Raw genomic sequence first — 21,899 nt, 5'->3', positions numbered from 1 at the left:
GCCTGGACTTCGTCTCCGACACCTTCACCGACGGTCGGCGCTTCCGGGTGCTCGCCGTGGTCGACGACTATACGCGGGAGTGCCTGGCACTGATCGCCGATACATCGCTTTCCGGCCTGCGCGTCGTGCGTGAACTGGACGCCATCATCCGCTGGCGCGGCCGGCCCGCCACGATCGTCTCCGACAACGTCCTATGTCAGGAAGCAGCGGGAGGTTTTGGTCAACAGGTCTCCGCTCACCGGCATAGGCCGGTGTCGTTAAACTGATCCAGACGGTCTCCACCGTCAATGGGATCGCTCCCTGCCATAGCAAACACAGGATCCATCAGCGGCTTGTTGGCCGTGGTCCTCACCGTCCTTAAGACGGGATACGCACCCAGGTGGAAGGCCCGAACATTATCTACAGGGTCGCGTCTTGCGCCCTCACGGCACTTGCAGAGAGGGGTCCTTCCACCTGGCATCCGACCGCTCGACGAACGGTCGGTATTGTGTTCCCGTTTTGACGACGGCATGCGCCACCCGCGCCATTTTGGCGGTGAGTGCAGTCATCGCTTTGCGACGGCGATCGGGATCGTCCCCGTGCCCGGCAACGTATCGGCCGAGCTTGTCGCGGAAGCTGTTGTCGCGCTGGCGCGACGCCACCTGCGCAGCCATCCAGAAGGTCCGGCGCAGGCGCGCATTGCCGTACTTCGATAACTTGGTCCGGCCTCGGAACGTGCCGGACTGGCAGGTGGCGAGGTCGAGCCCGCAGAACTTCAGGAACTGGCGATGATGACGGAAGCGTCTGAGATCGCCGGCTTCTGCCAGGATTGTCAGGGCGTTGATCGGCCCAATGCCTGGGATCTGGCGCAGCAGCCCATAGTCACGATTCCCTGCCAGCCTCGTTTGTGCGAGCGCTTCGATTTGATTACGCTGCTGAATCAAACTGCGCGCCTGCGCAATGATCATGCGGAACATAGTGATCGCCGCGGCATCTTCCGGAACCGGCAAGGCAATCGATGAGGAGGCCGTCTCGTAGATATCGTTGATCAGCTGCGCCTTCGAGACCTTGCGGCCGACGAGCGACCAGGCCTCGCCTGTGAAGGCTTCAACACCGAGCGCGGTGATGCTGCCCGGCGTGGGGAAGCGCTCGATCAACGCCAGGAACCAGTCTGACCGGCTGTTGCCGGCAAAGCGGGCGATCTCGGGAAAGTAGAGCGGCAGATAATGAGTCAGGATGCGGTGCCACGTCTGCGTCTTCGCCCTGGAGATCGTCTCGTGCGTCTTCGACAGCTCCTGAAGGTCATTGATGTCGGCTGCGAGCGGATCGACATAGACCTGTGTCGCGCCGATCCTGAGCATATGCAGGATAACCTGCGCGTCCTTGGGATCATTCTTGTCCCAACCATTGTGGAGCGCTTCTCGGGTCCGGGCCAACGCAACCGAGGAGACGAGACGCAGATCGAACCCGGCGCTGAGCAGCCGATACGCGAGCGTGCGATGATAGTTACCCGTCGCTTCAAAGCCGACAAGAATCGGACGTCCAATCGCTGTGAGTTCGTCGGCCAGTCGGTCGTAATCCGGCTTTGTCGCCATCACGGTCAGCCGTCGGCGGCGCCCGCCTTCAGGCCGCTCTATCAGCACCTCCTGGCGGTGCTTGGACACGTCGATCGCTACCAGTACGGCATCGGTGAGAGTAGAAAGGCGTTTGGTCATGGTCGTTCACGCTCCAAAGTGTTGTCTCGACAACCTCACTTTAGAGACCTGTTGACCGGCCATGGTCGCCGGGACGGCGCGCTGCGCTACGCAGGGCTTCGCGCGCCGTCAGCCAGCAGCAATACCACCTTCCCAATGTGCTACGGCACCGAGCTGACCTCGATGGCAGTCCTACGATGGTGCCAACACACCGGCGTCGAATGGCACTACATCGCGCCGGGAAAGCCTACCCAGAACGCCTTCGTAGAGAGCTTCAACGGGCGCTTTCGGGACGAATGCCTCAATGACACGCTCTACTCGAGGCTGTCCGAGGCGCGCAGCACCATCAGTTCATGGAGGGAGGATTACAACCAACACCGACCACATTCGGCACTCGGCAACATCACACCCGCCGAGTTCGCAACGAAATCCACGCTGGAAAAACAGGCCGCACAAGGCCAAAACGAAAACCAGGACTCTCCCTCAAGCTGGAGGAGACTAGGGTCTCGGGTCACTGACTCAAAGGAATCCTTGGTTACGTTCCGGATTACGTCGTGTGGCCAGGGTCGATGTTTTTCGGCGTTTTCTTCTCTCGCTGCGGCGTCATTTTAGCCGGATCGGGTTTGCCGGGGACGCCGCGCGGACCAAGTTGTTCTCGCTGAATATCGTCTTCGCTTAAGCGTGATTTCCCATCATCAAGCTGTCCGCTGCCGCGGTGGCTGGAATTTGCCGTCATGAGTTGGCCTCGTGCTCTGAAAATGCCCGATAAGGCAACAGACCGCCGTTCGGGCATGTTCCGCGCTATTCGACCCGCGTTCTTCCCCGGCGGGCTTATCCTGAAACCCATCCCCGCCGCCTGCATTATTCATCCGGACCAGTTGATCGCTTGGTACGGCCGATCCTGGTCCCGAAAGGCCCGCTTCTCCCCAACTCCAGCGGGCCTTTCGTTGTCTGACCCACAAGGCCCTGCGTGGGTCAAAGCGGACTATTCTTTAGGAACGCCCCTCCGCTCTCTGCATTGAATCGCCCGGAACGGGATCGATCCCGCACCCGCCATGATCCCGTACTAAGGCCCGCTGTGACTCCCTCCGGCGGGCCTTTTGCTTTTGCTTCGCACGCTCAGACAACCACTGGATAAATAACATCCACAGCAACAGCGTGATGATCACGACAAAACCGACGGTCAGGGCAAAGATGGAAACTCGGTGCATGCCCGACAACGCTGGCGTAGCAGGTTGGTTTCGCCTCCGCGCGCTGGCGATGACTGGGCCGCCTTCATAGCTGCTGTCGGAAATCTCCGATACTCGGAATGGCCGTCCGACCTGGAGCGCGCCCGGCTTTGGTACGAACCGCATCTCGACCGCATCCACGAAGACGCCGGGATTCGTTGCGCCGACCTGATACAGCTCGAGCAGATCGCCAGCGGATATCCATCACGCGAGCGTTTTCTGACCGAGCTCACACTCGATCCTCCGGACGCTACCAGCGACCAGGCCGGCGTGCCGCTGCTGGATGAGGACTATCTCATTCTCTCGACAATCCATTCCGCCAAAGGCCAGGAATGGATATCGGTGCACGTTCTGAACGTCGTCGATGGCTGCATACCGTCGGATCTCGGCGCCGGTACCTCCGCCGAACTGGAAGAAGAACGTCGTCTGCTCTACGTCGCGATGACGCGCGCGGAAGACGACCTTCATTTGGTCGTCCCGCAGCGCTTCTTTACGCACGGTCAACACTCCCAATGCGACCTCCACGTCTACGACTCGCGGTCCCGTTTCATTCCCGAAAGTTTGCTTGGGCTTTTCGAGAGAACCAATTGGCCGATCGTTGCCGCCACGGGAGCGGCGCGCAGCCCGAGTCAAGGGCCACGAATTGACCTCGGTGGTCGCATGAGGGGCATGTGGAGATGATTTCCGCCGATGCTCCATCGGTCTACGCGCGGCCGTCGTATCCACGATGTAGCAGCTGGCGCGGACGGACCCACCGGTCTGACCTGCTGAACCGTCCGCGAACTCGTCAATCGTCCGCAGGTCCGGTGAGACGAAGCCATTGCCAGAACTGGCATCCGGCCAATCGGCGGGCGTTGCGGACGATGCGGACGGTTGCGCCCCTCCGATTTCTGATGCGGAAGATTGCCCCCGCCCGGCCTTCGCGCTCGAAGCTGATCTCGATGCCAACCTTACGCAGGAAGGTCGCTGCTCGCCGCAATCCCCCCAAAGCCCGCGGGCTATCCGGCCACGCCTGGACTTGGCGACGCGGTCGCCCGCCATCTCGGCAAGGGCGCCCAGAAGTTCCGAAGCGGTTCCCGTCCACTCCGTCCCCGTGATCATCACGGCGCGCACAGCGGCTGCGATCGGATCGGCGTCGATCACGCCGTCCAACGCCTCGTCAAGGTTGCCGCAGTAGGCCGACCAGAACGTGCCGAGGCCGGCGGACATGACGATTGGTTTGATCTCGACGCATTTGCCGCGACCCGCTTTCAATATCGATGGCCAAATTTTTCGCCCTAAGCCGCTAGGGAATCTGCCATGGCATCGAGTCGGGTCGCGGGCCCCGCCAGGGGTTCTAAATGGTCACGCGGCCAAGGCTTCGTCAATCGATCCAAAATGCTGGAAGTGAATGCGGTCAGCAGGCACCCTGGCGCATGCCGCGCGGAAATGGCGTCCGACCTTAGACGTAAAATCCGCCTCGCTAGTGGGTTATTCGCGCGCAATCAGTCCAGTGCGCATTGGAGAACGCTCAGGCGGCGAGCCGAAGCTCGAGAACATCCTCGAGAACCCGCCGGAATTCCGCGCTAGGAGCAAGGCACATGGTTCGATATTTCGACACGAAGGGGAGCCATTATATTTTAGCGAAAAGTAGCTGATTTTGTTGTTCTTTTCAAAAGATCAAAACAGCCTTCCCCGCCATCTCTCCCCGCTTTTGGAAGTAGCCCGCCACGTTTCCGAGGCAAGCCTTCGCGCGTGACTCGTACTACGCCAGCACCTCGCACCAGCGCAGCACCTTCCCACCTGTCAGCGACGCAGCCCGCTTCTTTCGGACGGCGATGCCCTTTCCCAAGGTCGGTGACGACGCTCCAACACCGCCCTCTTGGACGTCACCCATGCCTCAGCCGAGACTGTGTTCATCGTCGACGTCAGGTTCGGCGTCCTCGCCGGGTTCGCGGCCACAGTGCTCGTCTTCTAGCCGATTATTACCGAAGCAAGAGCGGCATCAGCCTGACCGTGATGAAGAGAGCCGGTTATGATACACCTAAACGGCTCTTAGCCAGAGGCTACGTGGTCAGTGTGGATCAAGATCCAAGGCCCCAATGCCTGTCTGTAAAATCACCCCCGAAGGCGAAACGGCATGGCTTGCAGTTGCCGACCGCGAAGGAATTGATTTTTAGTTGTGGCTCGACTCTTTGTTCTTGGATGTAAAAATGCAAAGCGACACCGATACAATCAAATGTCCGGAATGCGGCATCGAAGCCCACGTTGAGGGCAGCGGATCGGAAAAGTCCTTCTCGTTTTCACAAGAGGAGATGGCGCTAAAATGCAAACACAGCGGCGGCGCTATCTGCCCTAACATTCGGCAAATGCTGGATCGGCTTAGATTCGATGTTGCATTAGATACTAGACCTTCTCGTCCTTAGATGGCGCAGGCGTCTCGAAGCATGATCAACGAAGATCCCGAGATTGAGAATCGTCACTCAGCGGCATCGTGGCTCGCGAGCGAAACTCACTTCCGTTTGACCTAGATCAAGGCCAATCGTCGCCTCATGTCCCAAATCCGGGGCTAGCCGGAGGAAAACAGGAAAACGTCCAGTGATCGGGTTCGAGCTTCTCAGCGATGCTGGCGTGCTGGTTGTGGAGCCGAAAGGCGCACTTTCGGCTGAAGATTTCCGTGAAATTTCCGGAGAGATAGACCCCTACATCCGCGAGAAAGGCAAGCTGACTGGATTGCTAATTGAGGCAGCATCCTTTCCCGGATGGGACAGTTTCGGCGCGCTTATTGAGCATTTTAGATTCGTACACGACCACCACCGCAACATTGATCGCGTTGCCATTGTTACGGACGATGCCTTTTTGAAAATCGCCCCCACGATAGCACAACACTTTGCACATCCTGAGATTAGGGTCTTCGCCAGTGGAGAGAGGGTAAAGGCCCTCGAATGGTTACAAACCTAGCCCCGTAACTTCATCTGTTATCGCAATCTACCTATGTTTGCGACGCTATATTTGGCGAGAAGCCGCCGCCGATCTGTAACCCGGAAGGTAAGAAGGGGCGCAATTGGGAAAGCGGAAACTGGCGAAGGATCCGGTAAAAGCAAAAAGACCCAGCCGCTGGTTAAGGCAGCCGGGTCAGTCCAGAGGAGAAACAGGGCCCAGGGCGGGCCCGTAGCGTAAGCATTATTCAAGCATCACTTTCAGGCGCATTATTTGATCTAGCGCAATGCGGCAGTCACATCGTCGTCAACCCCACCTCCAGTATCAAACCCGGGGAACAACTTTGCTTCGGCTGTATTGAATCACAGGAACGGGTTGACCCACAGCTTCATGATCCCCGAACCCGAATTGGCCCGCCGCGTCTTCTCACCACTGGCGGGCCTTTTTGCAGGCCCAACTCAGTCTCAGCGTTCCCGCTTAGATCCTCAGCGCCGGCATGAGCTGCAACCGGCCAGCGTGGCTGCCGTCGTCTGAGGGGGTTTTGTATTGGCTGCCCTTAGCCAGCCGCATAGACAGGCGAGGACTGGTGCGTGCAAAAACGAGCGACGTGGATGACCGCGGCAACGCACAAATAAGCAACCGGAAAACCATATCGCCCGGCCGATCCATTAGTCGGCCAAACAGATTCAGCTTGTTCCGGTCGCCTGGGATCCCGCGTCACCGGGACGAAGTTTTGCCGCCGCCTTAAGAGCCTCGATCCGCGCCGGATCGCTAGGCAGTTTGTGGGCTGCATCAATGGCCTGGATAGCTCGCGTTTCGCGCTCCAACACGTCGTCCGGAAATGGTTCCCGCTTTTTCATGATACCATTCCTCGAATTGCATCGGCTGGATAAACCACGCGGCCCAGAAACGTTCCGCCAGCCACGCCGGCGCCGAGCGCCTATATGGCCCGCGCCCTAAATGGAAGGACGTCGAACAGCGATTGTTAGATGACAGCTGTCGTCAGCAGCGGACGGAGCGTCGCTCGACGATGCTTTTAGATTAATAGCCGTGGGGCTTTCATCGGTAAGCCATACTGAGGGTGAAAACCAGAAAGACCGCGACTAGACCTCCAGCAACGAGAACCCGATTAAGTAACATGACTTTGGGCCTCCTAAGATTAGGATCGCACCCTTTAGATACATACTTGAACGCCATTCACGACTTCGAGGGACTGATTATTTGCCTGGCGGTCGCCGTCCAAATTGATTCAGATCAACCGATGCGCCATTCGCAATGCGCCGGGCTTCATCCGAGGTCAGGTGATTATGGGCGAAACGAACGCCTTGAAGATCGTTTCGGCAAGGCACGTAAGCGACCGGCACACCTTTCGCACATCACTGACGACGAAAGGCCTGCACCCTTCCTGTGTACGCTCCAATGCCGTGGGAAACGCAGTTTGGCGGCTTGACCAAACAGAACAAAATGAGAACTATGTCCTAGACAGTCAAGCCGGAAAAAGCGAGCGGAGCGCTTTTCCCGAGCGAAGCATCTGATGTGACAGCAGCGGAATTTTCTGAAAAACGAAACCCGTGTTCGAGCGGCCACGGCAGCTATGCTGATTGCTCAAATGCAATTGGGACATCGGCCGCCGACGCCGCCCTCCTCTTCACCATCGCTCCCGCCTAACCGCGACGAGCCGGAAACCTGCCGCTCTAGTCGCCAAGCCCAAGTCGATCGACGTGAGCATGATGGGCCTCACCGGCTTTTTCGCCAACGCGCGCTGCATCTGGCGCGTGTCGTCCGAGGTCAAATAGAACCTGTTGTTAAGCGTCTAACATTAATCTTTTCTCCGTTATCTGCCGCCACTGCGGGTCTATTCACCGCGCTTACAGGGACTTTGATTGGTTCTTTGTTTACCTGCGGACGGCGCAGAGGCAGGTCTGCTGCAGGGCTGAGGGCATCCGAAAATGAGACAGTTTTTCTTAAGTGCGATTGCGCTGATTATCAGCGCAACGCTCGCGCATTCACAGGAATTTTCAGTTGCACAGACCGACGATGTCGATGCCATGCCTTGTTCTATCTTTCTGGACGACTCATCTTTCATCTCACTGAAAGAGGGTGCGTCCTTAAGCTTCTCTGTACAACCGACCAACAACGCTGAACTATTCAACAGGCTTGCTGAACGAATGAGCCGATGCAGATCCGGAATCGCAGATGTGGCCGCACGAGCCGAAGCTGCTCAGTAACGTTCCTCGACATCCATTCTTGTCGATCGCGTCCGTCACCTGGACCATGTTCGGCGTGGCGCGTGTCAAGGCAATACACGTTGCCAAGATGGACAAGGAATAAAATCCAGCCCGGGAGCCATTTTTCAGACCAGCGCGTTCCATTCGAACCAGCCGACATAAAGCCGGTTGCGCAGGACCGTGTGGATGTCTTCTAGATTTTCCGGCTGTCATAGGCCCAATGCAAGAGCGCCTGTCGTTGGCGTGGCCGGCACATGGGATCGCCCGGCTCGCAATGCTTCCTGACTTGAGAGACATGCCGCCGCATCGCCTTCCAGCGGCCGATCTGGCGCGCGTCCTCGTCCGGCATGCGCCGTCCAATGTAATAGCGGCAATACCACTGAAACCAACCACGCGGGTCGTCGGGATGAATCCAGCCTTTCCTTCGCCAGACCGAAAGCGGCTGACTGGCATCGACGCCGAAATAATTGAGCGAACAATCGCGGCCCGAGGGTGAAAGCTTGGCCCGCGCGAACCAGTTCGCGGGAAACTCGTCCCGGCAATCGGTCAGATATTTGCCGCAAAACACGCCGAGTTCGAGCATCTGCTTCGGCGTGAGTTCGGGCCGGAAGGCAGGATCGAAATTACGGCCGGACGGTGCCATCAACCGATAGCGATAGCCGCTCTGCATCCGATCGTTGACGGTGATGACCCGGCCCATTCGGTCAGTTCAGCGCAAAAAGCGAAGCGTTGAGGAGCGAGGCGAAGGCAACCCACGCGGCATAGGGCACGAACAGCCATGCCGCAACCCGATCCAGCCGCCATGCCGTGGCGATAAAGGCGAAAATGGCGGCGAGCAGCAAAAGGATTATGACGAGCGCGATCCCGATCTGGTGAGCAGCGAAGAAGACCGGAGACCATATGAAATTCAAAGCGAGCTGTCCCCACCAAAGCCGCATCGGCCACCCACAAGCATCGGCGTGCCATACGCGCCAGCCGGTGATCGCGATGAGGATGTAGAGGACGGTCCAGACCGGCGCGAACAGCCAATTGGGTGGATTGAATGACGGCTTGGCAAGGCCAGCATACCATGCGCCCGGCATGGTCAGAAAGCCGATAACCAAACCGCCACCGACCACGAGAACGAGGAACAAAATCAGCCGAAGGGTACGGTTCATCTAGAATTTCCGTTACTCACCGTCCGACGAGTCTTACTGGTGAGTGATAGTTTCGTGAGCCCACTTATCATCGGCTTTGGTGTTCCGGCATCGGACACCAAACACCGCCATGAAACTCTGCCAGTACACGAGACCTCGGGAAAGTTATGATGTGCCATTCGATAGGCGTGACCCGTCGGAGCTTTCGTCGCATAACTCACGTCTTACAACGCCGTCGCCTTCATGCACGAAAAACTTCAGTCCTTTACACGTTCCGTTGGCGGGCATGAGATTTCAACCTTCGTCTTCAGCGCATAGCATAGGAGATTTAAATGGCAGAAGAAAACCTTGAGAGCGAAGCTGAAAGTTCCGCAATCGCAGCATTCACGCTGGCTCAGTTCGCGTTCTGGGGTCTTATCGAGAGCGGAATTATCTCAACTGAGAAGGCGTCGGATATGCTGGAACAAGGAATAGCAGCGCATTCCAAAGGAGATTTGACCAACCGGAAGGCGGCGCAAATGCTGCAAACCATCCTCGACATGGTGCAGCGAGATAAAAGGTCACCGGTAAACTAGGTCACCCCCGCGTCAAGCGGATGCGGATGCGCACATTCTTCGCAATGGGTCGAACTCTGGTTCCGACTACATTGAGTGAGCGTCTTTTTGATCGAACATGATCCTGCCCAAAAAGCCGGTTTCCATTGGGACTAGGATCTAGATAGAGAGCACCGTTTGTCGCGCAGCACCTAACAACATTTATCAAGATGTCCATGTCATCAAACATCGAACCGCTTGCCCGAGCGATGGCTGAACGAATCTGCCGGTCTCACCAGATGACTGAATCGGAAATTCAGGGGTGGGTGGACCGCCACTGGGAGATCGCAGCCGCAATGCTGGAGTCCGGCGCCATGGACGAAAGGGGCGAATGGCAACCCGGGCAGGATTGGCGACGCGGACTGGAAGCATACCGCGAGCGACTGGCTGCGAAGCATGAGATCCGATAAAATCTCGCTTCCACCCCTCTCGACTCCTCACGCAAGAAAAGGGCATGATCGGGATCTGGGCGCCTTTTCCCTTCGTCCTATCCGAGGGTCTCCCGATGGACGTATTGAACTTCCCCGATCAACTGAGCATCGTCACGGTAAAGGCTTCACGCCCTTTGATCCGGCCTGATGGTCGCTACGCGATAGAGCTGGCGACGACCGAACTTGGCTCCATCGCGTTCGAGGTAGATGAGCAAGCACTTTTCGCCTTGCGTCAGGCTATAGGTGAAATCGAGACGGAAATGAAACGGAGGCCCGGAAGGGCCTGATTCAACCACCCGAGGCTGTTACCCCTCGTGGAGCATACGGTTCATTAATTCCCGGATCCTCGCCTTAACAAATATCAGGCCTTCCAGATCTTTTCGGCTTGCAGCGGCAGTTCCTGCTGCCAGACACTGCTCGTATGGGTCGCCCCATGATCGTTTTTCTGAACAGCCGCGATCAGCGCGTTGAGGCCCAGCAATGTTGCGACGATGAGAATGACTGCCAACACAATTTTAATCTTCATTTCGCTGTTCATGTCGTTTTTTCCTCTCTAACAACCGGAAACCGTGCGCCAAATGGAAACGAGCGCACATGCGTTGAATGTGCGGTGAGGTAGGCTGATTTTGGGATCGCTGTCGATAAGCGGGACACCGGAGCAGGCATTCCAGACATTATGCTGTTTTCCGCCGCTTCGCGACGGATTTTATCGCCGCACACCAATCGTCCAGGCTTTGAGCATTCCGCCCTGCGCCCCCTCCCATGGCGAGTCGGCCACCATTCGATTTTGCGGCCTTCTTTAACGAACGCGCAATATTTATGCAGAAAGATTCCATGATAGGGGAGCCATGGAACGTGAGCGATACACGCGATTTCAAGAGCACCGGACTGCATCGCTTTTCCCGAGCATCCACCCGCTCGCTTGCGCAAACGTCATCCCGCCTTGCCCATTGGCCACCGCCTTTCCGCAGCACGGCCGCAAAGCCGAAGATCGTCCGGCATACCCCGGATGAGAAGCCACAGCGGGCGAAGCCGCGCGGCTGGCGTCTCACGCGGGCTATATTCTCCGAATTCGAAGACGAGTGAACCTTCGGTTCTCCGGAGCCTGCTCGCCGTGGCTCCTTCTTCAACCGCTCTTTGGCTTTTTGGCGAGCAGCTTCATCTCGCGAAATCTCTTTGCCCAGCCCTCGCGCAGGCTTTGCTGGCCGCGGCCGACCGCAAGCGCGTTGTCAGGCACGTTTTTGGTGATGACCGAACCCGATCCCACATAAGCTCCAGCGCCGATCTTAAGCGGCGCGACCAGGGACGAATTGGAGCCGACGAAGGCGCCCTCGCCGATCTCGGTGCGGTGCTTGTTAAAGCCGTCATAGTTGCAGGTAATGGTTCCCGCACCGATGTTCGCGTTGGCCCCGACACAGGCATCGCCGATATAAGTCAGGTGGTTGACCTTGGCTCCGGCTTCGAGAACGGCGGCCTTGGTCTCGACGAAATTCCCGATCCGCGCGCCCTCGCCCAGCGACGTTCCCGGCCGCAGCCGGGCGTAGGGACCGACAGAAGCGTTCCTGCCGATTGACGCCTGCACCAAGTGCGAGAATGCGTGAATAGCCGCGCCGTCGGCGATAGTCACGCCTTGCCCAATGACTACGTAGGGTTCGATGGTCACATCCTTGCCGAATGAGGTGTCAGCGGAAAGAAAGACCGTCTCGGGAGCCACCATCGTCACTCCGGCTTCGAGCGCCGCCTCGCGCAATCGTGTCTGCATGACCTGTTCGGCCTCGGCCAATTGAGCCTTGGTGTTGATGCCGCGCACTTCGTTCTCGCTGGTTTCGATCACCGCCGCCGTCAGACCAAGCTCGCCGACGATGCCGACGGCGTCGGTGAGATAGTATTCGCCCTTGCTGTTGGTGTTGCCGATCTTTTCAATGATTTGCAGCGCTGTCTTGCCGTCGAACGCCATGACGCCAGCGTTGCAAAGCGTAACGCGGCGTTCGTCATCGCTGGCATCCGCTTCCTCGCGGATCGCCGTAAGCCGGCCATCGGTCACGATCAGCCGACCGTACCCCGTAGGATTGCGGGCATGAAAGCCAAGCACGGCCAGCGACGCACCGGCCTGTAACGGCGCTCGCATGCGGGTGAACGTATCGGCCGAGATCAGCGGCGTGTCGCCGAACGCGATCAGCAGATCGTCGGCGCCGCGGATGATAGCCTCCTTCGCCGCAAGGACAGCGTGTGCTGTTCCCAGGCGCTGGCCCTGGACGAACGCCATGACGTCGGGCCGCACCCGTTTCGCTTCATCGGCCACAGCCTCATGGCCAGGACCAACAACAACCGCCAGCAACGTTCCCGGTCCGCCCGGCGCGGCCGCCAACACATGCGACAACAGCGTCTGCCCCCCGACCGAATGCAGCACTTTAGGCAGCGAGGAGCGCATCCGTGTCCCCTCACCCGCTGCAAGCACGATGGTCAGACAACTCCGGCCGTTCATTCGAATCCTCGTGGGATTGACACCTTAATTTTCGAGTCCTTTGTTTTCAATGACTTGCGGCTCAATTTGGCTCACCGGGTTAGCGGGTGAGCCAATGCCTGTTCCGGTAATGAGCCTCGCAGCAGCTTCCGCCATACGCTTCCGATTCGCCGCCTTGGTGTAAACCTGCGCCTGCGAAATTGTAGTCCACCCGAACCATGCCATAAGTTGATGGTCGGTCGCGCCCTGCTCTGCGAAGTATGTCGCTGCCGCCTTGCGCAGTCCATGCGAGGTACACCGATTCGGCAGCTTGGCGTCATTGCAGGCTTTCCGAAACCAGTTTCCGAAACGGCCGCTGTGAATGGCTTTCCGAAGGACGTGAGAAGGTAAGTCATGTGGTTGCTGACCGGCATGGCCTCGATGGCCTGTTGCAGCGACGGCGTCACCTGCACGTTAAAGAGAACGCCTGTCTTCTGGCGACCCATCGTCATCATGCCGTTGCGAACGTGCTGACGGCCCATGCGAACCACGTCGCAGCGAGACTGACTTGCTTGCAGCAATAATTCGTAGGCAAGGCGCTCGCGCGTTCCGATTTTATGGTGCGCTTCAAACTGCCGGCATTCCTCGGCGATCCATGTGTGGTGGCCGGCAGATTTTACCTCAACAAGTTTCACACCTGCCAGCGGGTCCGCCTTGATAAAATTGAGACTTAGGCAATGATCCAAAAAGCCACGCATAGCCTTCCGAAAATTCAAAGCCCCTGCCGGCGTCTTTTTGTTGATGATGTTCTGTAGGGCGGCTTGGGTCATCAAGGCCACGCGCTTGTCGCCGTGAGCCTCGCGGAATCTTTCTAGGATGGCGCGGCGCATCTTCTGCGAACTTTCGGTAAGGCCATCTCTGAACGCGCTCGATTGATAGTAGCTCACAAGCGCAGCATTGACGGTGCCGGGCTTGGTTCTCCCCGACCCTAATTCAACCTTTGGCCGATCGCCGGCCTTGGCGAGGTCATAGGCGAGCATGAACTCATCGGAGCCAGGATGGCCTCTCAGCCGGACCTTCGGCGAACCCGGTACGCGATAGTAGAACACCGCCTTGCCGTGGCGGTTGATGTAACCATGAACGCTCGGCGGGAGCTTCCACTTCACTGAACGGAATCCCATTCGTTATCGTTGGCCGCGTCTAGAACTGGTGTGCCGATCACCACAACGATCTTTCCGTCCCGGTCGATTTCGATTCGCCGCACGGACAGCCCGGCGCTCACCGTGGCCTTGATGGCTTTGGCAACATCCGTTTGGCGGAATGCTTGCGCGCTGCGCGACATCAGCCCCTCGCCTTGCGGTTTGATGTCACGCGGTCCATCCGCTCCCGAACAGCACGAACGATCTCGCTATTCTGCGAACTGCCATTCCTCTCTACTTCCGCCTTGATCCAGTCCTTAGCATCGCGCGGGAGACGGATCGGAATTTGCGGATCGGTTCTGGCCACAGCTAGCACTCATGGATTCTTTAAGTCGGCTCATGATATAGCACGGTCATACTATGTTCGCCAAGAGAAAAGTCGCACGGTGCTATCATGGCAAAGAAAGCTGTCAAAACCACAAAAGCCGGTCGCGGGTCGGATCAATTTGTCTTGCGCCTACCGCCCGGGATGCGGGCTGCGATCGCTCGTGAAGCTGCCCGATCGAATCGTTCCATGAATGCTGAGTTGATAGGTCGTCTGGATTTTTCCTTTGAGAACGCCCTGACCAACAAGGTGTTGCTCTCCGTCTCAAAAGACCTAGCGGATACCGCTGACTTGCTGCGATCTCTTCTCGCCTCTGACGAATTGGATTTATGGTCCTTCATCGCCGATCAGCGCGCAAGGGGCGTAAAGCTCACACAATCAGAAGCAATTCGCCTGATTGTGCGCACCTATCTGGCAGAGCAAGGGTATCTGTTCAGCAATGTTCCAACCAAGCAAGACAAGGGATAAAACGACAGCGCCCTCGATCTCGCTCTCTCAACAATCTGCGCGGCGAACCCAGATCAATCTCATCAGCTATCCGGAACCGCCGCTCGACCCGGTTGAAGAGATCAATGCGGAACGGTCTTCCGCCACATGCGTTTTGCTGAGGTGTGTCAACAATGTCTGAACGCGCTTTGGAGAACGATCATGCGAGATAATCTGATTCCCGCCGTCGCTTTTGTCATGATCGGATTCACTGTTCCCGCGTCGGCAGCCGACATCGGCTACGTTCAGGAACCGGTGTCCGAGGTCTACACCCAGGCTGGACCTCTGCCGCTTCAGGCGGCTGTCGATATCGCCAACGGAATCGGTCTGGTTTCCGTGTCAAACACAAACAAATGGGGCAATGAGTGGCAGGTCGAGGGCTATGACATTGCCGGAAGCTATATGGAAGTCGATGTTGATGCGCGCACCGGCGCAATCGTAAACGTCGATAGGTGACGTCGGTCGCAGGTGCCCAAGTCAGGCCGAAGAGACGGCCGATATAAATCGATGAGTAAGGTCGAAAGAGCTGTAGCTCCCGGAATAGAAAACCCCGCCGGAGCGGGGTTGAGCTTGCAGGCAAGCGCGCCAGCCGAATATGCAAATGGCCCGAAGCATTGCCCGGGCCATCCACATCGCGAGCGAGCGTACATCCGGCTCAGCTCCCTAACCTATCCGCAGGTTCTCCGCGCTCTCTTTGCCGCGGTTCTGGACGACCTCGTAGGACACCTTAGCGCCCTCTGCCAGGCCGGTGAATCCTGCCTTCTCTACTGCGGAGATATGGACGAATACGTCCTTGCCGCCGTCGTCCGGCTGAATAAAGCCGTAGCCCTTTTGCTCGTTGAACCACTTCACAGTACCAATCGCCACGTTTAGTCTTCCCCAAAACGTTGAGATGCAATTACAGCCTCAAACCGTGACGAATGCAAGACAGTCCGCCGGCGGAAGCAGCTTACTGCGCGATTGGGAGCCGCAGATAAAAAACCCCGTCGGAGCGAGCTGGAGGCCCAGCCTGGACTCGAACCAGGATGTGAAGCGCTTGCGACGCCCCCGCGTATCCATTCCGCCACCGGGCCGCAGTCATATTCCGAAGTATCCCGGTGAGGTCCAGCGGCCGTTCAATGTAACCTTAATTTAGGCATCTGGGCTCATACTGTCCGCTCATGTGCTCAAACATGCGGATTTAGCTCAGTGGTAGAGCGGCGGCTTCCAAGCCGCAGACCGATGTTCGATCCATCGAATCCGCTCCATGCTGGTCAGAAATAGAAACCCGGTGGAGCGGCAGCGCGGGAGGACCGTGCAAGGGAGCACCTCATGAAGATTAGAGCGGCTTTGGTGATTTCCGTTCTTTTGGTTTGCCGTGCCGCTCATGCTGACTGTTCATGCGAGTGTATCAATGGCCGCATGCAGCGACTCTGCCCTAATCTCGATGTTGCGTCTGTTTGCCCGGAGACTTTTTGCCCGCTCGGGCCACCGTCCATTGCACCATTCGCAACACCCAGGATCCAACCCTACGGTGCAAGCTTGTGCCGTCAAGCTAGGGTGTGCAACGCAAGCGGAGACTGCAAAATGCAGACCGTGTGTAATTAACGTCAGCGACGCAGGGGATCGAGGAACGCCCTCGCCGTCTGACGCGCCTGCTCTCGAGGCTGGGTGAAGGTCTCTCGCTCGACCCCGTCGTCAGCCTTGGCCTGCCGGCGTCGTGCCGCCATCCGAGCCGCCAGGTCTCTTGGAGTCCGGGGCATCGCGATGCTCCACATGTGACGCGGAAAATGCAATGGTTAGTCGGGCAAATGGAGAACCTGCAATGAGTGATGAGCTGGTTCGATTGGTGGCTTTGGCCATCGCCCAGGCGGTCGTAGATCAAAAAGCCTCGAGGGCGACGTTCGATATAGAAAGCATGACGATAATTGATGCGGAGAGCAATCGTGGATGGGAAGTTCTGCCCGTCGCTAAGGCTGCCCTAAAAGTCATAGAACCTCCGGATGGCGTACCGCAGTAGATTCGGGCAATGGACTTCCTGCTCCGCCCCGCAGTCATGCTGACGAGGGACAAATGGTAAAAGCGGCTTTGAGGCTATGTGCCTGGCTCTGTATCATGGCATTGATGGCTGCATCGTGGACCCCGGGACAAGAAATGATCCGCACGGGGTTTAATACTCGCCTTGAGCATGTTTGCGCCTATCTCTTTGCGACAATTGCTATTTCGATCGCCTATCCGCGGCTTCATCCCATTCTGCTCTCCGTTTCAATGGTTGCGTATGCAGCTATCCTCGAGGCAGGACAGCTGTTCGTGGCTGGCCGCCATGCCGGTGTGTTCGATTGGATTGCCAGTTCAACCGGGGCCGTGTGCGGATTCTGCAGCGTAAGTCTCGCGCGCAACCGTTCATAAATAGAACGGGCACCGTCGTTTCCATTGATCCGCTCCACGACCCCATCCGAAAACCCGGCTGCCAAGCTCTTGGGGCAGTCGGAAACGGACCCCAAGCTGTAGCGGCTGGACTCCCACCGTGACCCGCCCCACTTTCGGCCATGACCACGAAGTCGCGCGAGCACCTTTACGGCACCTCAGTTCGCATGTCCGCCGAGAGGGCGCGGGACGCTCGCAGGGAGGCCGATGAACTGGCCTGCATCGCCTGGTCGCAGCGCATGCTCGGTTTTCATGGCCCGGCACAACCTTCTCCCACGCTGGGCGACGCCCTGAACGCGGGCTTCCGATATCTTGAGGTTCGATGCGCCGGCTGTGACCTGCATTCCGCCGTTGATCTGACGACTGTGCGCCGGCCCAAGACAACTCCTATCCATGAGCTCGAGCGCCATATGGCCTGCAAGGACTGTTCGCAGGTGCGCGGCCGTCGGTACAAGCGCGGGCAACTGGTTGCCCTACGCCAAACAACGATCTCGGCGAACGATCCGCCTTCAGTATGGTGGCCGGGCGAGCGATGAACTCAAATGCCCGCAGGCCCTTCCTGATCGGCACATTCGGGCTGATCGGTCCATCCGTTGCCGTGTTTGCGGGCACCGGTTTGATTGGTGCCATCTTCTTGGCCGCCGCCGCGCTTTGCATATGGTCGGCTGTCCTTGGTTGGGCCTGGTACGAGCACGGCATCTGGGCTTTCATTCAATTTCTGCCAAGCCTTCTCTTGTTATTGCCTTGGCCAATGATCGGTCTGGTGACTCTTATCACCTGCGGTTACGACGCGTGCTCGTAGGTCCCTTGTGTGCAATCTCTATTCGATGACGAAAAATGTCGACGCAATCCGGCGCCTGTTCGGGGCGATGAACAGCCGTGTCGGCAATCTGCAATCCCTGCCCGGCATCTTCCCGGACTATCCTGCCCCGATCGTGCGCAATGCGGCCGGCGAGCGCGAAATCGTCATGGCGCGCTGGGGAATGCCGACCTCGCCGGTTGCACTGATGGAAGCCACGAAGAAGCGCGCAGCCAAGCTCGAGGCAAAGGGTCAGTCTGTCGACTTCAAGGAGATGCTGCGGCTCGAGCCGGACAGCGGCGTGACCAACATCCGCAACACCTCGAGCAAGCACTGGCAACGATGGCTTGCCCCCAAAAACCGGTGCCTCGTGCCGTTCATGTCATTTTCGGAGTACGACACGATCGACGGAAGGAAGGTGCCTGTCTGGTTCGCGATCGACGAGAGCCGGCCGCTGCTGGCCTTTGCCGGGATCTGGACGAACTGGACCTGCGTGCGGAAGGCAAAGGAAGGCGAGATCAGTGCGGACGTCTTCGGTTTCCTCACCCGTCAGCCGAACCTCGAGGTCGCCAAGGTACATCCGAAGGCGATGCCGGTGATCCTGACTAACACCGAGGAGCATGACGTCTGGATGCGCGCGCCGTGGGACGAGTCGAAAGCACTGCAGCGACCCTTGCCGGACGGATCGCTTCACGTGGTTGCAGCCGGAGAGCGAGAGGACACTGAGCCGATATGACAAAATTCGCTGAAGCCAGATCCTATGCCGATCCGGACGCCGCTGCCCGCAAGCTGATCGAGATCGCCCATTCGATCGAGCCGGTTCAGGATGGCCGCATCCACATCGAGAAGATCAACTGGCCATTCCTGGACGACCTCCGCGGGTCTCCGGCCGAATATGGAGCCGGAATTGACCGCGCCGTTGCGAACGGCTGGTTATCGATGCACGAAAGCGGCACCTATGTGACGTTTACGCAGACCGGGATCGACCTGTTTACATGATGAACTGGTCACGCCGCTTCGAGGATCCAATCCCGATGCCGGACGGCCGGATAATCCGCACCATTGGAGAGGCTGCGGAATATGCGACCGGTCTCCCACCGAAGGTCGGCAACACCGAGCCCTGGCAACGCGCAGCGAAGGTTCTGAACGAGGCCGCGGAGCACGGCGGCCCGTTCGTGTTCATGGCCCGGATCAACTTCTATCGGGCCGTGTATGGCGACTCTCCACCGCCGATCGGTAATCCGGAAGGCAAGAAGAGCCGCAATTGGGGGAAGAGAAAGTTGGCGAAAGATCGGTGTTAGGATGTTTCGGCTTCAGCGTTTTAGTACCGTGCAGAGCCAGGAATTTTGACCCTGAGTTATCTTAGCCTCATCGAACACCTTGAACTCTCGCTTTACCTCCCGCAACACTGATAGTGATCGTCTCGAGCTAGTGTACGTCGAGACGATGATGCAACCATCCGATTTCAGTGATCGAGCGTAACGCTCAAGTGACGGCACAGGCTCGCGTAAGTAGTAAAGGGACTCGTTGAAGATGATAATGTCGAAATGGCCGGCGGGCTCATAAACGTCGCCATCGGCAGAAAGGAAATTGGTGCGATGGTCGTTGTGGCGACACAGCTTCTCGATCGCGACATCCGATATATCAACCCCGACAAAGCGTTGATAATCTAAAAACTTGAAACGCTCAAATAGCACGCCGTCTCCACAGCCGATGTCAAGGTATTCGCCGCCGCGACCAAGTGTGTGCATATAACCTATCAGTACCCAGTACCGAGCGAGTTCATCCTGCTGGCCCATGTAGGCCCAGCGTCCTTCGCTGTATTCGGCATCCCATGAGGACTTTGCTTTCGGGCTATCTCCAAACCCTTGCGCCGTCTCCCACGCGCTGACGGAGCGGCCTAGTGCAGTGCCGAGAGGCAGTCGGGCCAGACTAAAGGCATAATAAGCAGCCCGGACGCGCCGCCATACGTGGTACTTTAGTGCTGGCAGCATTTCCTATCCAGCGTATTTGCTCAACGTGTTCATCAGAACGACGTTCTAGGCGGCTGGCAAAGTGTCAATTTGTCGCGTGTGAAAAAGCCCCGCCACCGGCCGAAGCGATAGCGGGGCGTGGTCCTCTTGGAGGTGCTCGTCACCGAAGAAGGAGAGCAGCTACTATTCGGCCAGCTTTTTCCGGCGACGGCTAACAAGCCGGTAGACGCCATATGCAGCGAGCAAGGGCAGCCCGGCCGCGCCCATCAAAGGTCCTGGCGCTCCGTGAACGCCTCCATGCTTCCAAGCCTGTGGTGACCCACCCTGGAAGGTGTCCGCCATCCCACCGTGATAGTAAACATACCCAGTAGCGGTGGCGGTGATTAGGGCCACGATGCACATGACCGCCTTGCTCAACAGTGAGAACATCACAGATCCCTCCCGGAGAACTATTTCTCACACTCCGCGAGGGAAATTCAGCGCCGAGGAAAGCGTTCCATAGGTGAAATTGCGGGGACGTAAAAAATTTTGCAACTAGGGGTCTAAAAGCCGAGTGCTCAAACGTGAACTATAGAGAAGGCTTGATATGAAATCCTTTCCGGGCCAAAAATTGGATCGGCCGGAATGCCCAACCTAAGATTTCCGTCCCGAATTGGCCCGCTGTGGCTCCAACTCCGGCGGGCCTTTTTGGTCCCGCCTTCGGTTCACCGCGGCAACTCATGTGGGGTGAACTGGAGACCCACTTCGACGAAGCAGTTCCTGGACGCAGCCGTTAGACCGTCCTTGTACAAGCAATTGTGAAGCAAAACATTGGAACGATCTTCGTCCGGCTGAAATTGGCTTGCATGCCTTCTCTACGAGAGGGAGGACAGCCATGCTTGACCGGCGCCCCCATAGGCACGAGAAACCCGTTCACGAGCTCAAAAGCCAGGCCGGGGGCGGTAAGCGCAGCTCAACGATTATCCCATTTCCCGAGCCTCGGAAGGAAGTATCCCCTTGGGATGAGATCATCTTCGGGACTGAGGACGGTGCGCACGCGACAGGTGAACCATTAGAGGGTCAGCCTAATTCAAAATTAGAGATCCTGCCGCTCGAAAAATTGGTGCTGGGAGCCGCTGTCGTGGTGGCCGCCATCCTGTCGGTTTTGCTCCTTCTAATCAGTTGACCCTCTTAGGGGCGGGCATCCATTAGAACAATGGTCGCTGCAGCGATGCGGGCACAGCTGATGAACTCATGGGCCGCTTATTGCGAGTCCAAAGCTTTCAGCGATGGCGTGCAAATCCGAAAACGGCAACCCCTTAGTTTCGCTGACGCGGTCGCTCCAGAACGGCGGTGGTTAAAGCGGCGTTCTTTTTACGAAAACGCCGGTACCTTGGCTGGGGCTGCTCAATCAGAACCTCGTTATTTAGAATTTTGGAAACGAGTTCGTCCCTTACAACTTTTTCCATCACAACCTGCACGAGCTTGGTGCGGGAAATACCGTATTCTCTTGCCGTTTCTTGGAGATACTCAGTTTCCAAAGGAATAACGACATTCTTGATGGTCATAACATCTCCCCATGATGTTTGGCGTATCACTCGCGCGTTTCTATGACCGGCGAATTTGACGAGAATCGGCTAGCTCTGTGGCAGTCGGAATAGCTTAGCGGGGCAGAATGCCGCACTCACCTTCCACAAAAGAGGACGAACAACTGAAGACGGCGTTGCACCAGGCGAAGCCGCGGAATGTCAAAGCGCATCAGCTGCCATTCGGCGAGCGGAGGTGCTGTCGCGCATCGCCGAAAACGTTGGCGCCGTTGCATTCAGTCGTACCGGGGATCCGGGCAGCGGTGAATTTTCCGACGCGGTGGTGTTGAAAGCGTTCGGTGACGTGCCGAGTGATTTGAGTACGCTCTAATCGGGCGGGCCCGCCCCGGCTTGACCCCAATTCGTTCTGAGAGAACCCGGGCCCGTATATTCCACGAGTGAACCGCCCCGGGTTTGCCGGAGGCTCCAACTCTTGAGAGGATGGAGCCACCATGAGTAAGACGACCAACAAGTTTCCGCCTGAGGTCTGCAAC

The 21,899-nt window shown here is 57.8% G+C and carries 31 protein-coding genes, 2 tRNA genes and 5 pseudogenes; 20 read left to right on the top strand and 18 right to left on the bottom strand.

Annotated features, from left to right (window positions below; translation table 11 throughout):
• Nucleotides 1-188: pseudogene (locus GGQ85_RS19125) on the top strand (DDE-type integrase/transposase/recombinase); the annotation flags it as partial.
• Between the two features lie 242 nt (nt 189-430).
• Here the strand turns inward: GGQ85_RS19125 and GGQ85_RS19120 are convergent.
• Nucleotides 431-1,694, bottom strand: a pseudogene (locus tag GGQ85_RS19120) (IS110 family RNA-guided transposase); the annotation flags it as partial.
• Nucleotides 1,695-1,838: 144 nt separating this feature from the next.
• Here GGQ85_RS19120 and GGQ85_RS19115 point away from each other — a divergent pair.
• A pseudogene (locus tag GGQ85_RS19115) lies at nt 1,839-2,108 on the top strand (integrase core domain-containing protein); the annotation flags it as partial.
• 112 nt (nt 2,109-2,220) lie between these two features.
• On the opposite strand, the gene GGQ85_RS19110 reads toward GGQ85_RS19115, so the two are convergent.
• The gene (locus GGQ85_RS19110) at nt 2,221-2,409 is read right to left on the bottom strand and encodes a hypothetical protein (protein WP_309775849.1); all 189 of its coding nucleotides are present in this window, start codon (nt 2,407-2,409) and stop codon (nt 2,221-2,223) included.
• A gap of 496 nt (nt 2,410-2,905) precedes the next feature.
• Here GGQ85_RS19110 and GGQ85_RS19105 point away from each other — a divergent pair.
• Nucleotides 2,906-3,583: pseudogene (locus tag GGQ85_RS19105) on the top strand (3'-5' exonuclease); the annotation flags it as partial.
• A gap of 106 nt (nt 3,584-3,689) precedes the next feature.
• Here GGQ85_RS19105 and GGQ85_RS21120 read toward each other — a convergent pair.
• Both GGQ85_RS21120 and GGQ85_RS19100 read right to left on the bottom strand, forming a co-directional pair.
• Nucleotides 3,690-3,986, bottom strand: a complete 297-nt coding sequence (locus GGQ85_RS21120; protein WP_510184777.1) for an AICE-type RepA C-terminal domain-containing protein — start codon at nt 3,984-3,986, stop codon at nt 3,690-3,692.
• A gap of 660 nt (nt 3,987-4,646) precedes the next feature.
• Nucleotides 4,647-4,778: a hypothetical protein gene (locus GGQ85_RS19100; protein WP_309775847.1), complete on the bottom strand. Its 132-nt coding sequence runs from the start codon at nt 4,776-4,778 to the stop codon at nt 4,647-4,649.
• 701 nt (nt 4,779-5,479) lie between these two features.
• Between GGQ85_RS19100 and GGQ85_RS19095 the strand changes: the two genes are divergently transcribed.
• The gene (locus GGQ85_RS19095; protein ID WP_079446945.1) at nt 5,480-5,842 is read left to right on the top strand and encodes a SpoIIAA family protein; all 363 of its coding nucleotides are present in this window, start codon (nt 5,480-5,482) and stop codon (nt 5,840-5,842) included.
• 665 nt (nt 5,843-6,507) lie between these two features.
• On the opposite strand, the gene GGQ85_RS19090 is transcribed toward GGQ85_RS19095, so the two are convergent.
• Nucleotides 6,508-6,681, bottom strand: coding sequence for a hypothetical protein (locus GGQ85_RS19090; protein ID WP_309775846.1), 174 nt, complete (start codon nt 6,679-6,681; stop codon nt 6,508-6,510).
• Between the two features lie 1,089 nt (nt 6,682-7,770).
• Between GGQ85_RS19090 and GGQ85_RS19085 the strand changes: the two genes are divergently transcribed.
• A complete protein-coding gene (locus GGQ85_RS19085; RefSeq protein ID WP_139372880.1) occupies nt 7,771-8,049 on the top strand; it encodes a hypothetical protein in 279 nt (92 codons plus the stop codon).
• A gap of 193 nt (nt 8,050-8,242) precedes the next feature.
• Here the strand turns inward: GGQ85_RS19085 and GGQ85_RS19080 are convergent, their stop codons facing one another.
• The gene (locus GGQ85_RS19080; RefSeq protein WP_309775845.1) at nt 8,243-8,749 is read right to left on the bottom strand and encodes a hypothetical protein; all 507 of its coding nucleotides are present in this window, start codon (nt 8,747-8,749) and stop codon (nt 8,243-8,245) included.
• 4 nt (nt 8,750-8,753) lie between these two features.
• Nucleotides 8,754-9,206: a TspO/MBR family protein gene (locus GGQ85_RS19075; RefSeq protein WP_309775844.1), complete on the bottom strand. Its 453-nt coding sequence runs from the start codon at nt 9,204-9,206 to the stop codon at nt 8,754-8,756.
• Between the two features lie 311 nt (nt 9,207-9,517).
• On the opposite strand from GGQ85_RS19075, the gene GGQ85_RS19070 reads away from it, so the two are divergent.
• The 3 genes from GGQ85_RS19070 to GGQ85_RS19060 all read left to right on the top strand — a co-directional run bounded on the left by GGQ85_RS19070 (nt 9,518) and on the right by GGQ85_RS19060 (nt 10,496).
• Complete coding sequence (locus GGQ85_RS19070; RefSeq protein WP_309775843.1) at nt 9,518-9,760, top strand: hypothetical protein; 243 nt, start codon at nt 9,518-9,520, stop codon at nt 9,758-9,760.
• A 257-nt stretch (nt 9,761-10,017) separates the two neighbouring features.
• Complete coding sequence (locus GGQ85_RS19065) at nt 10,018-10,188, top strand: hypothetical protein (protein ID WP_244553486.1); 171 nt, start codon at nt 10,018-10,020, stop codon at nt 10,186-10,188.
• A gap of 44 nt (nt 10,189-10,232) precedes the next feature.
• Nucleotides 10,233-10,496 (top strand): hypothetical protein, encoded by a 264-nt coding sequence (locus GGQ85_RS19060; RefSeq protein ID WP_079446949.1) that lies wholly within the window; start codon nt 10,233-10,235, stop codon nt 10,494-10,496.
• A 74-nt stretch (nt 10,497-10,570) separates the two neighbouring features.
• Here the strand turns inward: GGQ85_RS19060 and GGQ85_RS19055 are convergent, their stop codons facing one another.
• The 5 genes from GGQ85_RS19055 to GGQ85_RS20970 form a co-directional block, all read right to left on the bottom strand.
• Entirely contained in the window at nt 10,571-10,747 is a 177-nt protein-coding gene (locus tag GGQ85_RS19055; protein WP_309775841.1) for a hypothetical protein, read from the bottom strand.
• Nucleotides 10,748-11,335: 588 nt separating this feature from the next.
• Nucleotides 11,336-12,694, bottom strand: a complete 1,359-nt coding sequence (gene glmU / locus GGQ85_RS19050; protein WP_309775839.1) for a bifunctional UDP-N-acetylglucosamine diphosphorylase/glucosamine-1-phosphate N-acetyltransferase GlmU — start codon at nt 12,692-12,694, stop codon at nt 11,336-11,338.
• A 24-nt stretch (nt 12,695-12,718) separates the two neighbouring features.
• Entirely contained in the window at nt 12,719-12,982 is a 264-nt protein-coding gene (locus GGQ85_RS20975) for a tyrosine-type recombinase/integrase (protein WP_374708928.1), read from the bottom strand.
• A gap of 832 nt (nt 12,983-13,814) precedes the next feature.
• Nucleotides 13,815-13,994, bottom strand: a complete 180-nt coding sequence (locus GGQ85_RS19040; RefSeq protein ID WP_309775835.1) for a hypothetical protein — start codon at nt 13,992-13,994, stop codon at nt 13,815-13,817.
• Entirely contained in the window at nt 13,994-14,158 is a 165-nt protein-coding gene (locus GGQ85_RS20970; RefSeq protein ID WP_374708927.1) for an Arc family DNA-binding protein, read from the bottom strand. The genes GGQ85_RS19040 and GGQ85_RS20970 overlap by 1 nt, the downstream gene beginning before the upstream one ends.
• 87 nt (nt 14,159-14,245) lie before the next feature.
• On the opposite strand from GGQ85_RS20970, the gene GGQ85_RS19035 reads away from it, so the two are divergent.
• Together GGQ85_RS19035 and GGQ85_RS19030 are read left to right on the top strand one after the other, a co-directional pair.
• Nucleotides 14,246-14,644, top strand: a complete 399-nt coding sequence (locus tag GGQ85_RS19035) for an Arc family DNA-binding protein (protein WP_309775834.1) — start codon at nt 14,246-14,248, stop codon at nt 14,642-14,644.
• A gap of 180 nt (nt 14,645-14,824) precedes the next feature.
• Entirely contained in the window at nt 14,825-15,118 is a 294-nt protein-coding gene (locus GGQ85_RS19030) for a hypothetical protein (protein WP_309775832.1), read from the top strand.
• A 207-nt stretch (nt 15,119-15,325) separates the two neighbouring features.
• Here GGQ85_RS19030 and GGQ85_RS19025 read toward each other — a convergent pair whose 3' ends face one another.
• A complete protein-coding gene (locus tag GGQ85_RS19025; RefSeq protein ID WP_309775831.1) occupies nt 15,326-15,529 on the bottom strand; it encodes a cold-shock protein in 204 nt (67 codons plus the stop codon).
• 130 nt (nt 15,530-15,659) lie between these two features.
• Nucleotides 15,660-15,735: transfer RNA gene (locus GGQ85_RS19020), tRNA-Ala, on the bottom strand.
• Nucleotides 15,736-15,836: 101 nt separating this feature from the next.
• Here GGQ85_RS19020 and GGQ85_RS19015 point away from each other — a divergent pair.
• Nucleotides 15,837-15,909, top strand: a tRNA-OTHER gene (locus tag GGQ85_RS19015).
• 342 nt (nt 15,910-16,251) lie between these two features.
• Here GGQ85_RS19015 and GGQ85_RS19010 read toward each other — a convergent pair.
• Nucleotides 16,252-16,404, bottom strand: a complete 153-nt coding sequence (locus GGQ85_RS19010) for a hypothetical protein (RefSeq protein ID WP_309775830.1) — start codon at nt 16,402-16,404, stop codon at nt 16,252-16,254.
• Nucleotides 16,405-16,466: 62 nt separating this feature from the next.
• Here GGQ85_RS19010 and GGQ85_RS19005 point away from each other — a divergent pair, with 62 nt between their 5' ends.
• The 7 genes from GGQ85_RS19005 (at nt 16,467) to GGQ85_RS18975 (ending at nt 19,168) form a co-directional block, all read left to right on the top strand.
• Nucleotides 16,467-16,661: a hypothetical protein gene (locus GGQ85_RS19005; protein ID WP_309775829.1), complete on the top strand. Its 195-nt coding sequence runs from the start codon at nt 16,467-16,469 to the stop codon at nt 16,659-16,661.
• A 53-nt stretch (nt 16,662-16,714) separates the two neighbouring features.
• Nucleotides 16,715-17,050 carry a VanZ family protein gene (locus tag GGQ85_RS19000; protein ID WP_309775828.1) on the top strand — a complete coding sequence of 112 codons (336 nt, stop codon included), beginning with the start codon at nt 16,715-16,717 and terminating at the stop codon, nt 17,048-17,050.
• Nucleotides 17,051-17,190: 140 nt separating this feature from the next.
• Nucleotides 17,191-17,604, top strand: coding sequence for a hypothetical protein (locus GGQ85_RS18995; protein WP_309775826.1), 414 nt, complete (start codon nt 17,191-17,193; stop codon nt 17,602-17,604).
• Entirely contained in the window at nt 17,601-17,870 is a 270-nt protein-coding gene (locus GGQ85_RS18990) for a hypothetical protein (RefSeq protein ID WP_309775825.1), read from the top strand. Before GGQ85_RS18995 ends, GGQ85_RS18990 begins: the two co-directional genes overlap by 4 nt.
• Nucleotides 17,871-17,877: 7 nt before the next feature.
• A complete protein-coding gene (locus GGQ85_RS18985) occupies nt 17,878-18,603 on the top strand; it encodes an SOS response-associated peptidase (protein ID WP_309775824.1) in 726 nt (241 codons plus the stop codon).
• Nucleotides 18,600-18,866 (top strand): hypothetical protein, encoded by a 267-nt coding sequence (locus GGQ85_RS18980; protein WP_309775822.1) that lies wholly within the window; start codon nt 18,600-18,602, stop codon nt 18,864-18,866. Before GGQ85_RS18985 ends, GGQ85_RS18980 begins: the two co-directional genes overlap by 4 nt.
• Entirely contained in the window at nt 18,863-19,168 is a 306-nt protein-coding gene (locus GGQ85_RS18975; protein ID WP_309775821.1) for a hypothetical protein, read from the top strand. Before GGQ85_RS18980 ends, GGQ85_RS18975 begins: the two co-directional genes overlap by 4 nt.
• A gap of 12 nt (nt 19,169-19,180) precedes the next feature.
• On the opposite strand, the gene GGQ85_RS18970 is transcribed toward GGQ85_RS18975, so the two are convergent.
• Together GGQ85_RS18970 and GGQ85_RS18965 are read right to left on the bottom strand one after the other, a co-directional pair.
• Nucleotides 19,181-19,861: a class I SAM-dependent methyltransferase gene (locus GGQ85_RS18970; protein ID WP_309775820.1), complete on the bottom strand. Its 681-nt coding sequence runs from the start codon at nt 19,859-19,861 to the stop codon at nt 19,181-19,183.
• 162 nt (nt 19,862-20,023) lie between these two features.
• On the bottom strand, nt 20,024-20,269 hold the full coding sequence (locus GGQ85_RS18965; RefSeq protein ID WP_309775819.1) for a hypothetical protein: 246 nt from the start codon (nt 20,267-20,269) through the stop codon (nt 20,024-20,026).
• Nucleotides 20,270-20,714: 445 nt separating this feature from the next.
• Between GGQ85_RS18965 and GGQ85_RS18960 the strand changes: the two genes are divergently transcribed.
• The gene (locus GGQ85_RS18960) at nt 20,715-21,005 is read left to right on the top strand and encodes a hypothetical protein (RefSeq protein ID WP_309775818.1); all 291 of its coding nucleotides are present in this window, start codon (nt 20,715-20,717) and stop codon (nt 21,003-21,005) included.
• A gap of 133 nt (nt 21,006-21,138) precedes the next feature.
• Here GGQ85_RS18960 and GGQ85_RS18955 read toward each other — a convergent pair whose 3' ends face one another.
• Nucleotides 21,139-21,387, bottom strand: a complete 249-nt coding sequence (locus GGQ85_RS18955; RefSeq protein WP_309775817.1) for a hypothetical protein — start codon at nt 21,385-21,387, stop codon at nt 21,139-21,141.
• Nucleotides 21,388-21,532: 145 nt separating this feature from the next.
• On the opposite strand from GGQ85_RS18955, the pseudogene GGQ85_RS18950 reads away from it, so the two are divergent.
• A pseudogene (locus GGQ85_RS18950) lies at nt 21,533-21,736 on the top strand (KH domain-containing protein); the annotation flags it as partial.
• Nucleotides 21,737-21,899: the final 163 nt, after the last annotated feature.

It is taken from the genome of Nitrobacter vulgaris, from assembly GCF_031453995.1.
Taxonomy (GTDB): Bacteria; Pseudomonadota; Alphaproteobacteria; order Rhizobiales; family Xanthobacteraceae; genus Nitrobacter; species Nitrobacter vulgaris.
The sequence above is the reverse complement of the archived record's forward strand: the minus strand, read 5'-3'. Positions and strand labels throughout refer to the sequence as shown.